Genomic DNA, 14349 nt, shown 5'->3' on the forward strand with positions numbered 1-14349 from the left:
AAGTCAGTTCGTGGGAACCCTGTAGGCCTTGTGGCAGCCGCCGCAGGAGCCGCCAAGCGCCTCCATGGCGCCTTGCAGGCTTGCCAGATCGGTGCCGGCAGCGCCGGCCATCGCCTCGGCCGCGGCCTTGAAGGCCCCGGCCTTGGCGCCGATGTCCGACCCGTCGGCCCAGATCGCGGCAGAGGCGGTCGATTCCGGGTTGGCGGCATTGTCGGAACCGGGCGGCCAGAGCATCGAGGCGTCGAGATTGGCCGAGGCCAGCAGGGCGTTTGCGGCGGTCGTCGCCTTCGCGGCATCATATTCTGCCTCGCCCTTGGCCATGGCGGCCAGCGTTCCGATATTGATGGCGCGATAGACCATGAGGCCCTGGCGTGCCTCGATTTCCTTGGCGAACGGCCCTTCATCCTGGGCAAGGCCGATGCTCGCCATCGACAGAAGCGCCATGGCAGTTCCGGCAACAATCTTCTTCATATACATCTCCCTGGTTCGGGGCCGCCTGTCAGGATGCGGCTCGCCTGAGAGTAGTCTATCTGTGCTTCTTTCGCTGTGAACTTCTGATTTTTGCGTGTAGCCTGTTGAAAAGCGCACAATGGGCCGCTCCTTGCCGGAATGGCTCCGCTATGGGCGAAGTTTCGCCGGAATCGCCGGTTTTGTCCGAGAGGCAGGGCGGCAGGGTAACGGGAACGTGAAGCGGTCATGTCACGCGAAGACTGGGACGACATCAAATATGTGCTCGCCGTTGCCGAAACCGGCACGGTCAGCGCGGCGGCGCGGCGACTCGGCGTCAATCATGCGACGGTCCTGAGACGCATCGCGCAATATGAGGAGGCGGCGGGCGCGCCGCTTTTCGAGAAGACGCCGAAGGGCTATGCTTTGGCCCCGGACCGGCTGCGGCTGATCGAGGCGATGCGCGAGGTCGACCGCTCGGTTCAATCGGTGCAGCGCATGGTCGCGGGCGTCCGGGCGCCGGTGTCGGGAGATGTGCGCGTCACCTCGACCGACAGCCTGTGCCAGATGGTCCTGCCGTCCGTGGTGGCGCGGATCGCCCTGCGTGCGCCCGAGCTTCTGGTGACGCTTGTAAGTTCCAACGCCCATCTCGACCTGGGGCGCATTCACGCCGATATCACCATCCGACCGACCATGATCCTGCCCGACGATCTGGTGGGAACCGAGGTCGGTCGGTTGCGCTTCGCGGCCTATCGGGCGACAGGCAGCGACGCGGACGGCTGGCTCGGCCTTGCGGGCCAGCTGTCCCGTTCGACAGCCGGGCGCTGGCTGGCGGGCGAAATGGGCGCCGCCGCGGCCGGGCCGGGAGCAGACAGTTTCCTCACGCTGAGGGAAATGGCCGCACTTGGGCTCGGTATCGCGATCCTGCCCGACTATCTCGGCCGCGGCGATGCGCGGCTCGAACCGGTCGAGGGCGCTCTCCCTGACCTTCAGATTCCGGTCTGGGTGGCCTGCCACCCCGATCTGGCGGAGGTGCCGCGCATCGCGCTCATGCGGCAGTATCTGGTCGAGGAGATGAAGGCGGACGCCGGCGCGATCTTCGACTGAGGTTGCCCCGCCAAGGGCGCGACATCCGGGGCGGAAAATCCTTCGCGAAGGATTTTCCGCGTCACCCGCGCGCCGGTCAGAAACCGCGTTTGCCGCGGGCGGGCAGGGTCAGCCAGTCGGGCCAGAGGCCAAGCCATTCGATACCGGCGATCAGAAGGCACAGGCCGATCACGATCGCGCCGAGGATCACGCGGCCCATCGATGGCGGGTTGCGCGCCCATTGCGACATGCGCAGAAGCCAGCGCGGGTTCATGCGCGGCGCCCGGTCATCCGGTGAACCTGACCTTGCCGATGTAGGGCAGGTTGCGGTTGCGTTGCGCAAAGTCGATGCCGTAACCCACGACAAACTCGTCCGGTATCTCGAAGCCGGTCCAGGTCGCCTTGATCTGCACCTCGCGGCGCGAGGGCTTGTCGAGAAGCGCGCAGACCTCAAGCCGTTTCGGCTCGCGGCTTCTCAACAGGTTCACCACATGATGCAGCGTGAATCCCGTGTCGACGATATCCTCGACGACCAGCACGTCGCGGCCGGCGATCTCGCCGCGCAGGTCCTTGAGGATGCGCACCTCGCGCGAGGATTCCATCCCGTCGCCGTAGGAGGAGGCTTCGAGGAAATCGACCTCGACCGGCAGGTCGATCTCGCGCACCAGATCGGCGATGAAGACGAAGGACCCGCGCAGAAGCCCCACGACCACCAGCTTGTCGGTGCCCCGGTAGGCGCGGGTGATGTCCTTGGCCAGCGCCTCGACCCGCGCGGCGATGGATTTGGCAGAGATCATCTCGTCGATGGCATAGGGTCGGTGCGGCATGGGGTCCCCTTGATTTCCTGCCCTCCATAGCGGAAAGGGGGCCGGATTGTCATGGGGGAAGAGCGGGCGCCGATGCCATCGCATGCGGAAAAGCGGGTGTTGCCCTGGTCGGCGGACGAGATGTTCGCGCTTGTCGCCGATGTGGCGCGCTATCCGGAGTTCCTGCCCTGGACCGCTGCCGCGCGCATCCGGTCGCGCGAGGCGCGCGCCGACGGGTCGGAGATGCTGGAAGCCGATCTGGTGATTTCCTTCAAGGTCTTCCGCGAACGGTTCGGCAGCCGTGTGGTTCTGTACCCTGCCGAACGGCGGATCGAGACCGACTATCTCGACGGCCCGTTCCGGCATCTGCATTCGCGCTGGTGCTTCAGGCCGCTTGAAACCAGTGGCTGCGAGGTCGATTTCTCGGTCGATTTCGAATTCAGGAGCGCGATCCTGCAGGCGGTCATCGGCCTTGTCTTCGATGAGGCGATGCGCAAGGTGGTGCGGGCCTTCGAGGCCCGCGCCGAGGCGCTTTACGGGCGGCCCGCCGGCTGAGCGCCGCCGGGGCCGCGTGAGCGATCAGAACGGAATTTCGTCGTCCATGTCGGCGCGGGCCGGGCTCGCGGCCGGGCCGGACCGGTCGCCATAGCCGCCACCGCCGCCGTAGGAGCCGCCGCCATAGCCCCCGGCCTGACCTTCGTCATAGCCGCCGCCCTGGCCGCCGCCGCCACCGCCGTCGCGCCCGTCAAGCAGCGTCAGTTCGCCCCGGAACTGGCGCAGCACAACCTCGGTCGTATAGCGGTCCTGACCGGACTGGTCCTGCCATTTGCGGGTTTCGAGCGCGCCCTCGATATAGACCTTCGAGCCTTTCTTCAGATATTGCTCGGCGATCTTGGCGAGGTTTTCGTTGAAGATCGCCACCGAATGCCATTCGGTCCGTTCCTTGCGCTCGCCCGTGTTGCGATCGCGCCAGGTCTCCGACGTCGCGATCCTGAGGTTGCACACCTTGCCGCCGTTCTGGAAAGACCGCACTTCGGGGTCGCGCCCGAGGTTGCCGACGAGAATTACCTTGTTCACCGAGCCTGCCATGATCTCCCTCGCACCGCCGCGACGCACGCCGCGAATCCTGCTGTTCCGTTAATGCATCACTTTAAGGTTAATGAAGGGTTCATGCCACCCTGCGAAATCATCCGGCAGGGCGATCGTCGGCATCGGCGGCTTCCGTCTTGCGTCGCGACGCCATAGAAGGTGATAGCGGGAGCGGTCAGGGCGCGGCGACGATGATTCAGAGACTTGTGAGGCGGTTTCGGCTGGAGACCCTTCTGATCGCACTCATGGTGGTTCAGGCGGTTTGTGCCGCGATGTTCCTGGGCGACGTGATCGACGATTACGTCGAACGTGCGCCCGGCGGCGGGTTTGACTTTCACATCACGCTGGAATTGGTCGCCAACGTCGGGCTGGTGGCCGCGATTCTCGTCGAAGGCTATTTCCTGCGCTGGCTCCTGCGGCAGAACGAACGGGCGGAGCGGGCGCTGTCCGCGGCCTCTGGCGCGCTGCACGAGCTGATGCGGGCCTATTTCGACAGCTGGGGCCTGACGCCTTCCGAAGCGGAGGTGGCGCAGTTCACCATCAAGGGTTTCTCCATCGCCGAGATCGCCGGGCTGCGCGGTGCGGCGGAAGGCACGGTGAAAAGCCAGCTGAACGCCATCTACCGCAAGTCGGGTCTTGCCGGGCGCGGGCAGCTCGTGAGTTTGTTGATCGAAGACATCCTGAACGGCTCGGTCCGGCCCGATGCGGCGCCGGGCCGTTCGGTCCAGAATTCCTGACTGGATTGCAAGAGGACCGGGCGATATAGTCCCGCCCGTCTCGGCAGGGAAGAGGGCAGGGGACGGATGCGTAAGAAGACTGTCTGCGCCGCGTATTCACTGGCGCTGCTTATTGGTTGTGCGTCGGCGGTCTCTGCCGAAGGCCTGTGGCTGCCGAAAAAAGGCCAGAAGACCAACCGGTCGGCGGTCTTCAACCAGCAGCTTGCGGTCCTCGACGGGCGCGCGGCGGCGCAATATTCCGAATCGGTCAAGCTGACCCCGCATGGCAAGCAGGCCGCGGCAGCCGGTCTCGATGCGACCGTGCTGCCCAGCTATTCGGGCCGCTATCGCGGTGCCTATCTGGATGCGGCGCGGTCGGCGGCGCAGAAGCATGGCGTGCCGGAAGATCTGTTCCTGCGGCTCGTTCATCAGGAATCGGGCTGGAACGCCGGTGCCGTTTCGCACAAGGGGGCAACGGGGCTGGCGCAATTGATGCCGGGTACCGCTGCGCGGCTTGGCGTCGATGCGACTGACCCCCACCAGAACCTTGATGGCGGCGCGCGCTATCTGCGGATGATGTACGACCGGTTCGGTGACTGGAAGCTGGCGCTTGCCGCCTACAATGCCGGTCCCGAGGCGGTGGAGAAATATGGCGGCATCCCGCCCTATGCCGAAACCACCAACTATGTGCGGGCGATTGCGGGCGGTTGAAGCCTAGTCCGGGTCGCTGCCGGGAAAGGCATAGCGCTTGTCCTTGCCGCCGACGGTCAGCACATAATCGCGCGGGATGCCCTGCGTCGCCTGACCCCAATCCGAGGCTTTGACGCGCGCCGTATGCGCCTCCAGATCGGCGCGGCTGGCGAAAATCTCGCGCACCGCGAACCGCGACGGATCGGCCATCGAGCGCAGGACCTCGAACAGGACGCAGCCGGGTTCGGCACGGGTCGCGCGGATATGGTCGGGCAGCAGATGCGAGATACGGTCAGCCTCTTCCAGCGAACGGCAGAGGAGGAAGCCCGACAAGCTGACCTGCGACATGCATCCCCCCGATCGTCCCGGATCACCGGCGCGATCATGGGAACTGCGTCCCGACCCGTCAAGGCGTCAGTGCCCATCCCCGGCGGCTCAGGCCCGGCGCATGAGAAGGAAGGCAAGCCCCGAGCAAAGCACCGCCCCGGTCATCGCGGGCAGCGCGGTTCCGTCGAAGGCAAGGCCGACGGGTCCGGCAATGGCGACGGCAAGCATGGTCGAGATCGCCGCGATGACCGAGGTCGCCATGCCCGCCACATGGCCCATGGTCTGCATGGCGAGCGCATTCAGGTTGCCGAAGGTGAAGCCCGCGATGAAGAAGACGCTGGTGGCCCAGATGTAGAAGGCCAGGAATGATCCGCCGCCCGACAGGAAGAGCGCGACCATGGTGGCGGACAGCAGGAATTGCCCGGCATAGGCAATGAGAACCAGTTTCCGCATGCCGAGGCGCCCGACGAGGCGGCCGTTGATGAAGGAAGCGGAGGCCGAGAAGGCGGCGATCAGCGCGAACCAGTAGGGGAAGCTTTCGGCCTTGCCATAGGTCTGGTCGAAGATCTGCTGGATCGAGGAGAGCAGCGCGAACATCTGACCGAAGCCGAGCGTCATCACGATGGTGAAAAGCCGCACCTCGCGCGACCGCAGCACCTGCATCAGCCCGTCAAGGATCACCGCACCCTGCAAGGGGCGCCGGGCAGGCGGGGGCAAGGTTTCGGGCTGGCGGATGCTGACCCAGCTGATCGCGACAATGCCGAAGGCGATGAAGGCGAGGAAGATGCCATGCCAGCTGGAAATGGCGATCACGCCCGCGCCGATCATCGGCGCAAGCGCCGGCACGACCATGAAGACCATCATCACGAAAGACATGACGCGCGCCATCTCGCGCCCCTGGTAAAGATCGCGGCTGAGGGCCACGCCCGCGATCCGGGGGCCCGAGGCGCCGAGCCCCTGAAGGAAGCGCGCGGCAAGCAGGAATTCGAGGCTCTCGGCCTCGTGCGCCAGAAGCGCCGCCGCGATATAGATCACAAGCCCCGCCGCGATGACCGGTTTCCGCCCGAAAGCATCCGACAGGGGCCCCGAGAACAGGGTGCCCGTCCCCATGCCGAGGACGAAGGCCGAGAGAATGAGCTGCGCGCGGTTCGGCGCATCGGGCGACAGGTCCGCCGCGATCTGCGGCAGCGCGGGCAGCATCGCGTCGATGGAAAAGGCGATGGTGGCGAAAAGCATCGCCAGCATTGCGGTGAATTCGGGAAGCGCCAGCCGCCGGATCGCGGGGGCAGGCGCCGGAATATCGCTCATGCGGTCCGCTCTTTCAGCTGGGCATTGATATCGTCGATGATGCCAGTCCAGACCTCGGTCGGCTGCGCGCCCTGCACGACATGGCGCCCGGCGATGACGAAGGCGGGAACGCCGCTGACGCCCTTGGCGCGGCAGTTCTGGACGCGGGCGGAGATATCGGCGCGGTCGGCGTCACTCTCCAGAAGACGCAGGGTCACGGCCCGGTCAAGGCCTGCGCTTTCGGCCAGATCGCCAAGCTCTGCCCGGTCGCCGATATCCTTGCCCTCGCGCCAGTAGGCCCGGAACAGCGCCGAGACCATCGTCGTCTGCCGCCCTTCAAGCCCGGCCCAGTGGATCAGCCGGTGGGCATCGAGCGTGTTCGGCGCCCTTTCGATCGCGGGAAGGTCAAAGCTGACCCCTGCCTTTTCCCCATGCGCAAGAAGCGGCTCGTGGACGCGCAGGATATTCTCGCGAGAGCCGAACTTCGCCGCCATGTACTCCTGCCGGCCCATGCCCTCGGGCGGCATGTCGGGGTTGAGCTGGTAGGGATGCCATTCGATCTCGAACGGATGGTCGGGCCGTGCTTCCAGCGCCCGGTCGAGATAGGCCTTGCCGACATAGCACCAGGGGCAGGCGACGTCGGAAATGATGTCGAGCTTGATCATGGCCACTCTCCCGTCTGGATTGTCCGGCAGCCCTGCATGAGCCGACGCGAGGGGGGAGTCAATGCGGGCGGGTTGGACCGTCTCTTGCCCGGGGCGCACATGGAATTGAGCGTTTGTGCGGAAGCGCACGCTCTGCAGCGCGCCGCCCCGGTCCGGAATCGAACCGGCCCCGCGAGGGGGCCGGTCGAGTGACGCTGAGGGGGACGGGCCGGGGGATCGGCCGGGGCGTCAGTAGCTGCCACGCTGGGGGGCGCGGTCGTCGCCTTCGGGCTTGGCCTCTTCGGCCGGGGTCTCGTCGCGGGCCTGCCGGGCGCGGTCGTCCAGGTACTGGTCGAACTCTGACTTGTCCTTCGAGGCGCGCAGCCGTTCGAGGAAGGCTTCGAAATCCGCCTGTTCGCGCTCAAGCCGGTCGAGCGTGTCGGCCTTGTAGCTGTCGAAGGCCGAATTGCCGGACGAGCGGAAACCGTGGCGATGGCGATGGGCCCAGGGGCCCTGGTCGCGCATGGCGCGCGCGCCGCATCCTTTCGAGAACATGCGTTTGCTCCAGATCATATAGGCCAGAAGCGCGAGGCCGACCGGCCAGAAGAAGATAAAGCCGAGCACCATGGCGGCGATCCAGGCGCCCTTGCCGCGTTCGTCGAGCCACAGCTCGGCGCGCGTGGGCCATGAGGCGGTTGTCGTGGTCATAGGTCCCTCCGTGAACCAGTGTGAGCCAGATATCCGGGAACCGGATGTGAATGTCTTTCACATCGTGAAGATTGGGTCTTTCAGCCCGTCCGTCAAGAGGGAATGTGAATTAATTTAACATGCCCCGCGAAAAGGCGCTCAGCCGGTGAAGGGGGCGAGCCGTGCGCCGGTCAGGTCAAGAAGGCGTTGGGGCGCGATGGCAAAGATATGGCGCGGGGTTCCGGCCGCCGCCCAGATACGTTCGAAGTCAAGGAGGCGGGGATCGAAGAAGCTCGTGACCGGGTTGAGATGGCCGATGGGGGCCACGCCGCCGATAGCAAAGCCGGTCTCGGCCCGGACGAGATCGGCGTCGGCCCGGCCAAGCGTCTGGCCCACGAGGGCGCTTGCCCTGGCTGGGTCGACGCGATTGCCGCCAGCTGTCATGAAAAGCATGATATGACCGCTTGTCTCGCCCCGGAAGATGATCGATTTGACGATCTGATCGGTCAGGCAGCCCGCGCAGGCGGCCGCCTGTTCGGCCGTCCGGGTCTCTGACGGCGCCTCGATGATTTCGATCCTTTCGCCCGCCGCTTCCAGTGCAGCGCGCACGCGCGCAAGTGACTTGCTCATCCCGTCCCCCCTCTGCGGCGAAAGAAGCGCGAAATCGGACCGGGATGCAACAGGTGATCCGCGCCCGGGAGCGGGGGCTCGTCGAGCACTTCGTGCACTCCTCGCGAGGCTGGGCGCCCCGACGAGAAACGAAGTGCACGAGGAGGCGTGCCGGACGGGTTGAAGCGAGACCTGCGCCCGCCTAGGGTCGGCGCATGAGCTTCGCCGCGCGCCTGACCCGTTGCCCGATCCCCCATGAGCCCGACCGCGGCGCGGACATCGCCGCGCGGTTCGCGGCGCTCGAGCCGTCGCTGCAGGAGCTGCTTGTCGGGACCGCCGGCTGCAGCCCCTATCTTGCCGGGCTGATGGAGCGGGAAGCGGACTGGCTGGAGGCTGCGCTCGACGATCCCGAGTCGGCGCTTGCTCGGGCGCTCGCCGATGGCGCGACAGAGGGCAGCGAGGCGCTCGGCCCGCTTCTTCGCCGCACCAAGCGCCGGGTCGCGCTTCTTGCCGGGCTCGCCGATCTGGGCGGGGTCTGGACGCTCGAAGAGGTCACGGGCGCGCTGACCGCTTTGGCGGACCGAGCGGTCACGCTCTCGCTCCGCGCCCTGGTGGCGGACGAAATCCGGCGCGGGCGGCTGCCCGGGGCGGTGCCCGAGGATGCCGAAAGGGCCGGCGGCATGGTGGCGCTCGCCATGGGCAAGATGGGGGCGGGGGAGCTGAACTATTCCTCCGACATCGACCTCATCTGCCTTTTCGACGACAGCCGCTTCGACGCGGACGACGTGCAGGAGGCGCGCGCCTCCTTCATCCGCGTGGTGCGGCGGATGACCGCGCTTCTCAGCGACCTCACAGCCGAAGGCTATGTCTTCCGCACCGACCTGAGGCTCCGCCCCGATGCCTCGGTCACGCCGGTCTGTATCTCGATGTCGGCGGCGGAGAGCTATTACGAGGCCCAGGGCCGGACATGGGAGCGCGCTGCCTTCATAAAGGCGCGGCCCGCGGGCGGCGATCTGGCGGCGGGCGAGCGGTTCCTCGTGGCGCTCACTCCGTTCGTCTGGCGCCGCCATCTCGATTTCGCGGCGATCCAGGATGCCCATGACATGCGGCTCCGTATCCGCGACCATAAGGGCCTGCACGGGCCGGTGGTGCTGGAAGGCCATGACATCAAGCTCGGCGTCGGTGGCATCCGCGAGATCGAGTTCTTCACCCAGACCCGGCAGCTGATCGCGGGCGGACGTGACCCCGACCTCAGGCAGCGCGGCACGGTGCCGGGGCTTGCGGCGCTTACCGCCAAGGGCTGGGTGACGCCGGAGGCAGCGGAGGAACTGACAGAACATTACCGGGCGCTGCGCGATATCGAGCATCGCGTGCAGATGGTGCAGGATGCCCAGACCCACGAGCTGCCGGTGACGGCCGACGGGATCGAGCGGATCGCGCGGATGTGCGGGGAGGGCGATACAGCGGCCTTCCGCGCCAGCCTCAAGGCGCGGTTCGAACGGGTGGCGGAGCTGACAGAGGGCTTCTTCGCGCCGGGAGAGGCGCGGCGCGAGGGGCCCGAGATCACGCCGGACATGCGCGCGACCGTCGATGGCTGGCGCGCCTATCCGGCGCTGAGGTCCGAACGCGCGGTGCGGATATTCAAGCGGCTCCAGCCGGAAATCCTGCGCCGCCTCGGCGCCTCGGCCAATCCGGCCGAGGCGCTCAATCAGTTCGACGGGTTCCTGAAGGGACTGCCGGCCGGGGTACAGCTTTTCTCGCTCTTCGAGGCGAACGAGCAGCTCATCGACCTCATCGTCGATATCTGCGGCACCGCGCCGGGCCTCGCCGCCTATCTGTCCCGCAATTCGGGCGTGCTCGACGCGGTGATCGGCGGGTCCTTCTTCGCGCCATGGCCGGGGTCGGGTGCGCTGGCCGCGCTTCTGTCCGACGACCTCGCGTCCGAGCCCGATTACGAGCGCAAGCTCGATGCCGCCCGGCGCTGGGTGAAGGAATGGCATTTCCGCATCGGCGTCCACCATCTGCGCGGCCTGATCGACGCGAGCGAGGCCGGGCGGCAATATGCCGACCTGGCCGGGGCGGCGGTGCGGGCGGTTTGGGCGCCCGTCGTGGCCGAGTTTTCACGCAAGCATGGCGCGCCGCCGGGGCGCGGTGCGGTGGTGCTCGGCATGGGTTCGCTCGGGGCGGAACGGCTGAATGCCGCCTCTGATCTCGATCTGCTGATGATCTACGATGATCTGGGGCAGGAGGCGTCCGACGGGCCGCGCCCGCTCGCCGCGCGGGCCTATTATGCGCGGCTGACGCAGGCTTTCGTGACGGCGCTGACCGCGCCGATGGCCGAGGGGCGGCTCTACGAGGTCGACATGCGGCTGCGTCCGTCGGGGCGGCAGGGGCCGGTCGCCGTCTCGCTTGCGGCCTTCCGCGATTACCAGATGACCGAGGCCTGGACCTGGGAACATCTCGCGCTGACCCGCGCCCGGCCCGTCGCCGGGCCGGAGGATCTGGCGGCGGAGATAGAGGCGATCCGCCGCGAGGTTCTGGCCGCGAAAGCCGGCGGAGAGACTATCCTGCCCGACACCGCCGAGATGCGGGACCGGATTTTCGCCGCGAAGGCGCCTGACGGCGAATGGGAGGCGAAGATCGGCCCGGGGCGCTTGCAGGATATCGAGCTTCTCGCCCAGTCGGCCGCCCTGAGGGCCGCCGATCCCGCGCGGCGGACCGAGGCACAATTGCGGGCTGGTCGCCGCGCGGGCCTGATCCCCGCCGCCGACGAGGAGGCCTTGCAGGCCGCCTACCGATTCTTCTGGCGGCTGCAGGCGGGCGGCAGGCTTCTGACCGAAAGGCCGCTCGACATGGAGGCGGTGGGCGCGGGCGGGCGGGCGTTTCTCTTGCGCGAAACGCAAATGTCGTCACTCGACGGGCTCAGGTCGGAATTGTCGGGCCATGTCGCGCGCACTGCCGAAATCGTGGCGCGAGGATTGAACCGGCGGGAGTCCGGTCAGTGAAAGGCCCTGTCGGATGGCGAGGAAGATCATGGAGCTGAATTTGGCCGACCCCAAGGGTCTGATCCGGGAAAGCTATGCGATCGAGGGGATCACGGCCGGGGAATGCCGGTCGATCTTCCTCGACTGGCTTCTGAGCCTCAAGGCCGGGGTGGAACCGGCCGAGGCGGCGCGGGTGATGATCGCGACCTATGCGCTCGACCGGCCGGACCATCCGATGTCGCTTGTGCTGGAAGAGGGGCTGAAGGCGCCGCCGCAGGCGTCACGGCGTGGCGGGCGCGCGGGCCGGATGCGGTCGGCGGAACGGTAGGGCCGGGACCAAAATCCTTTCAAAGGATTTTGGCAAATTTCTTGAGAAGAAATTTGCGCGCGCCTGACCCGTCAGGCGCGGGGCAGGGCTGCGGCCTCGCGCGCCAGCGCCTCGATCCGCGCCCAGTCGCCTGACATGACCGCGTCGGCGGGCGCAACCCAGCTGCCGCCGCAGCACAGGATGTTCTTCAGCTTCAGATAGTCACCCACATTCTTCATCGAAATCCCGCCGGTCGGGCAGAAGCGCACCTGCGGGATCGGCCCGCCGAGTGCCCTGATCGCGGCCGCGCCGCCCGATGTCTCCGCCGGGAAGAATTTCTGCACCGTATAGCCTTTCTCCAGAAGGCCCATCACTTCGGTCGCGGTGACGGCACCGGGGAGAAGGGGCAGGCCCTCGTCCTCACAGGCCTTCAGAAGGCTGTCGGTCGCGCCGGGCGAGACACCGAAGCGCGCGCCGGCCTTCTTCGCCGCCTTCACGTCGGCGGGGGTGAGGAGCGTGCCCGCGCCGACGACGCCGCCTTCCACGTCGGCCATGATCTGGATCGCCTCGAGCGCCGCAGGGGTTCGCAGGGTCACTTCCAGGGCGGGCAGGCCGCCTGCGACAAGCGCGCGGGCGAGCCCTTCGGCGCGGGAGACGTCCTCGATCACCAGGACCGGGACGATGGGGGCAAGCGCGCAAATCTCGGCGGCTTTCAGGCTTTGCTGGGCGGGGGTCATCTTCTTTGGCCTTTCGCGGGGGGAAGCGGCGGAAGCCTCCGGCGGGGATATTTCTGCCACAGTGAAAGGGGCTTTGGGCCCCCGGTCGTGGGCGGGTCTCAGACGACGAGCGCGGCGCCGGTCTCGGCCGGGCCGACATGGGCGCGGAAGGCGGCGAACAGTTCGCGCCCGGTTCCATGCTGGTTGGCGGTCAGGTCGGCGGTTGCGGGGGCGCGTGCCATCAGGTCGGGCACCAGCGCCTCGATCGTGCCAGTGGCGGCGTCGAGGCGGACCAGGTCGCCGTCGCGCAGATAGGCCAGCGGACCGCCGCAAGCGGCCTCGGGGCTGACATGGATCGCGGCGGGCACCTTGCCGGATGCGCCCGACATCCGGCCATCGGTGACGAGCGCCACCTTCAGCCCGCGATCCTGCAGGACGGCGAGGGTGGGCGTCAGCGAATGGAGTTCCGGCATGCCGTTGGCGCGGGGACCCTGGAAGCGGACGACGACAACCGTGTCAGAGGTGAACTCGCCGCGCTGGAACGCGGCCTTCACCTGTTCCTGGCTGGAAAAGACCCGGGCCGGGGCCTCGATCAGATGGCGCTCTGGCGCGACGGCGGAAATCTTGATCACGCCGCGCCCGAGATTGCCCTTCAGTTCCTTCAGTCCGCCCGAAGCCTGGAAGGCATCGGTGACAGGACGCAGGATGCGGTCGTTGAGGCTCGTCGCCGGGCCGTCGACCCAGGCGAGCCTGCCGCCCGAGAGTTTCGGCTCGCTTGCGTAGCGCGCAAGCCCGTCGCCCGCGACCGTCACCACATCCTCATGCAGGAGACCCGCATCCAGAAGCTGGCCGATCATGAAAGGCAGCCCGCCCGCCGCGTGAAAATGGTTCACGTCGGCCAGGCCGTTGGGATAGACTTTGGCCATCAGCGGCACGAGGGCCGAGATTGCCGAGAAATCGTCGAGATCGAGAAGGATGCCGGCCGCCCGCGCCATCGCTGGCAGGTGGAGGACGAGGTTCGTCGAGCCGCCCGTCGCCATCAGCCCGACGAGCCCGTTGACGAAGGCCTTTTCGTCAAGCACGTGGCCCGCGGGCCGGAAATCGTTGCCGAGCCGGGTGATCGCGGCGGCGCGTTCGACCGCCGCCACCGTCAGCGCCTCGCGCAGGGGGGTTCCGGGGGCGACGAAGCTCGACCCCGGCAGATGGAGGCCCATGAACTCCATCAGCATCTGGTTGGTGTTTGCGGTCCCGTAAAAGGTGCAGGTGCCGGGGCCATGGTAGGAGGCCATCTCGGCCGCCATCAGCGCGTCACGCCCAACCTCTCCGGCCGCGAATTGCTGGCGGACCTTGGACTTTTCATCGTTCGGCAGGCCCGAGGCCATCGGTCCCGAGGGCACGAAGACCGCAGGCAGATGGCCGAAGGTCGCCGCAGCCATCACGAGGCCCGGCACGATCTTGTCGCATATGCCGAGGAAGAGAGCGGCATCGAAGGTGTTGTGCGAAAGTGCAACCCCCGCCGAGAGCGCGATCACATCGCGCGAGAAGAGCGAGAGTTCCATTCCCGCGCGGCCTTGCGTGACGCCGTCGCACATCGAGGGCACGCCGCCCGCCACCTGCGCGGTGGCGCCTGCGCGGCGGGCGGCGGCGCGGATCAGGTCGGGGTAGTGCTCATAGGGCTGGTGGGCGGACAGCATGTCATTGTAGGCGGTGACGATGCCGAGGTTCGGGGCGCGCGCGGCGGCGAGCGCCTCCTTGTCCGCGCCCATGGCCGCATAGGCATGGGCCTGGTTGCCGCAGGAAAGATGGGCGCGCGCCGGGCCTTCGGCGGCGGCCGATGCGATCCGGGCGAGATAGGCCTCGCGCGTCGGGCGCGAGCGGTCGCGGATCCTCTCGGTGATGGCGGCGAGGGCGGGTTTAACGCTCATCGGGCTCTCCTATAGGCAGCGGGCGGGGC

Annotated in this window: 17 protein-coding genes; 6 read left to right on the top strand and 11 right to left on the bottom strand. The window is 67.4% G+C overall.

Features of this window, described 5'->3' with window-relative positions:
* Positions 1–3: 3 nt before the first annotated feature.
* Positions 4–471 (bottom strand): c-type cytochrome, encoded by a 468-nt coding sequence (locus P0645_RS02795; RefSeq protein WP_284163033.1) that lies wholly within the window; start codon positions 469–471, stop codon positions 4–6.
* A gap of 225 nt (positions 472–696) precedes the next feature.
* On the opposite strand from P0645_RS02795, the gene P0645_RS02800 reads away from it, so the two are divergent.
* Complete coding sequence (locus P0645_RS02800; protein ID WP_284163034.1) at positions 697–1554, top strand: LysR family transcriptional regulator; 858 nt, start codon at positions 697–699, stop codon at positions 1552–1554.
* A 76-nt stretch (positions 1555–1630) separates the two neighbouring features.
* On the opposite strand, the gene P0645_RS02805 is transcribed toward P0645_RS02800, so the two are convergent.
* Both P0645_RS02805 and hpt read right to left on the bottom strand, forming a co-directional pair.
* The gene (locus tag P0645_RS02805; RefSeq protein ID WP_284163035.1) at positions 1631–1807 is read right to left on the bottom strand and encodes a hypothetical protein; all 177 of its coding nucleotides are present in this window, start codon (positions 1805–1807) and stop codon (positions 1631–1633) included.
* A 13-nt stretch (positions 1808–1820) separates the two neighbouring features.
* Complete coding sequence (hpt, locus tag P0645_RS02810; RefSeq protein WP_284163036.1) at positions 1821–2360, bottom strand: hypoxanthine phosphoribosyltransferase; 540 nt, start codon at positions 2358–2360, stop codon at positions 1821–1823.
* A gap of 72 nt (positions 2361–2432) precedes the next feature.
* Here hpt and P0645_RS02815 point away from each other — a divergent pair, with 72 nt between their 5' ends.
* Complete coding sequence (locus P0645_RS02815; protein WP_284163037.1) at positions 2433–2894, top strand: type II toxin-antitoxin system RatA family toxin; 462 nt, start codon at positions 2433–2435, stop codon at positions 2892–2894.
* Positions 2895–2918: 24 nt separating this feature from the next.
* Here the strand turns inward: P0645_RS02815 and ssb are convergent, their stop codons facing one another.
* Positions 2919–3428, bottom strand: coding sequence for a single-stranded DNA-binding protein (gene ssb, locus P0645_RS02820; protein WP_284163038.1), 510 nt, complete (start codon positions 3426–3428; stop codon positions 2919–2921).
* Between the two features lie 191 nt (positions 3429–3619).
* Between ssb and P0645_RS02825 the strand changes: the two genes are divergently transcribed.
* Together P0645_RS02825 and P0645_RS02830 are read left to right on the top strand one after the other, a co-directional pair.
* Positions 3620–4165, top strand: a complete 546-nt coding sequence (locus P0645_RS02825; protein ID WP_284163039.1) for a helix-turn-helix transcriptional regulator — start codon at positions 3620–3622, stop codon at positions 4163–4165.
* A 66-nt stretch (positions 4166–4231) separates the two neighbouring features.
* Positions 4232–4855, top strand: coding sequence for a lytic transglycosylase domain-containing protein (locus P0645_RS02830; RefSeq protein ID WP_284163040.1), 624 nt, complete (start codon positions 4232–4234; stop codon positions 4853–4855).
* Between the two features lie 3 nt (positions 4856–4858).
* Here the strand turns inward: P0645_RS02830 and P0645_RS02835 are convergent, their stop codons facing one another.
* The 5 genes from P0645_RS02835 to P0645_RS02855 form a co-directional block, all read right to left on the bottom strand.
* Positions 4859–5182, bottom strand: coding sequence for a putative quinol monooxygenase (locus P0645_RS02835; protein WP_284163041.1), 324 nt, complete (start codon positions 5180–5182; stop codon positions 4859–4861).
* A gap of 87 nt (positions 5183–5269) precedes the next feature.
* Positions 5270–6469 carry a multidrug effflux MFS transporter gene (locus tag P0645_RS02840; RefSeq protein WP_284163042.1) on the bottom strand — a complete coding sequence of 400 codons (1200 nt, stop codon included), beginning with the start codon at positions 6467–6469 and terminating at the stop codon, positions 5270–5272.
* Positions 6466–7113, bottom strand: a complete 648-nt coding sequence (locus P0645_RS02845) for a DsbA family oxidoreductase (RefSeq protein WP_284163044.1) — start codon at positions 7111–7113, stop codon at positions 6466–6468. Before P0645_RS02845 ends, P0645_RS02840 begins: the two co-directional genes overlap by 4 nt.
* A gap of 228 nt (positions 7114–7341) precedes the next feature.
* Positions 7342–7800, bottom strand: a complete 459-nt coding sequence (locus tag P0645_RS02850) for a DUF2852 domain-containing protein (RefSeq protein ID WP_284163045.1) — start codon at positions 7798–7800, stop codon at positions 7342–7344.
* A gap of 138 nt (positions 7801–7938) precedes the next feature.
* A complete protein-coding gene (locus tag P0645_RS02855; protein WP_284163046.1) occupies positions 7939–8409 on the bottom strand; it encodes a YbaK/EbsC family protein in 471 nt (156 codons plus the stop codon).
* 194 nt (positions 8410–8603) lie between these two features.
* Between P0645_RS02855 and glnE the strand changes: the two genes are divergently transcribed.
* Together glnE and P0645_RS02865 are read left to right on the top strand one after the other, a co-directional pair.
* Positions 8604–11393, top strand: coding sequence for a bifunctional [glutamate--ammonia ligase]-adenylyl-L-tyrosine phosphorylase/[glutamate--ammonia-ligase] adenylyltransferase (glnE, locus tag P0645_RS02860; protein WP_284163047.1), 2790 nt, complete (start codon positions 8604–8606; stop codon positions 11391–11393).
* 28 nt (positions 11394–11421) lie between these two features.
* The gene (locus P0645_RS02865; RefSeq protein ID WP_284163048.1) at positions 11422–11700 is read left to right on the top strand and encodes a hypothetical protein; all 279 of its coding nucleotides are present in this window, start codon (positions 11422–11424) and stop codon (positions 11698–11700) included.
* 71 nt (positions 11701–11771) lie between these two features.
* On the opposite strand, the gene eda is transcribed toward P0645_RS02865, so the two are convergent.
* Together eda and edd are read right to left on the bottom strand one after the other, a co-directional pair.
* A complete protein-coding gene (eda, locus tag P0645_RS02870; RefSeq protein WP_284163049.1) occupies positions 11772–12416 on the bottom strand; it encodes a bifunctional 4-hydroxy-2-oxoglutarate aldolase/2-dehydro-3-deoxy-phosphogluconate aldolase in 645 nt (214 codons plus the stop codon).
* Between the two features lie 98 nt (positions 12417–12514).
* Positions 12515–14320, bottom strand: a complete 1806-nt coding sequence (gene edd, locus P0645_RS02875) for a phosphogluconate dehydratase (RefSeq protein WP_284163050.1) — start codon at positions 14318–14320, stop codon at positions 12515–12517.
* Between the last annotated feature and the right edge of the window lie 29 nt (positions 14321–14349).

This window comes from Frigidibacter sp. SD6-1 (assembly GCF_030143255.1).
In the GTDB taxonomy this organism is placed as follows: Bacteria; Pseudomonadota; Alphaproteobacteria; order Rhodobacterales; family Rhodobacteraceae; genus TMP-24.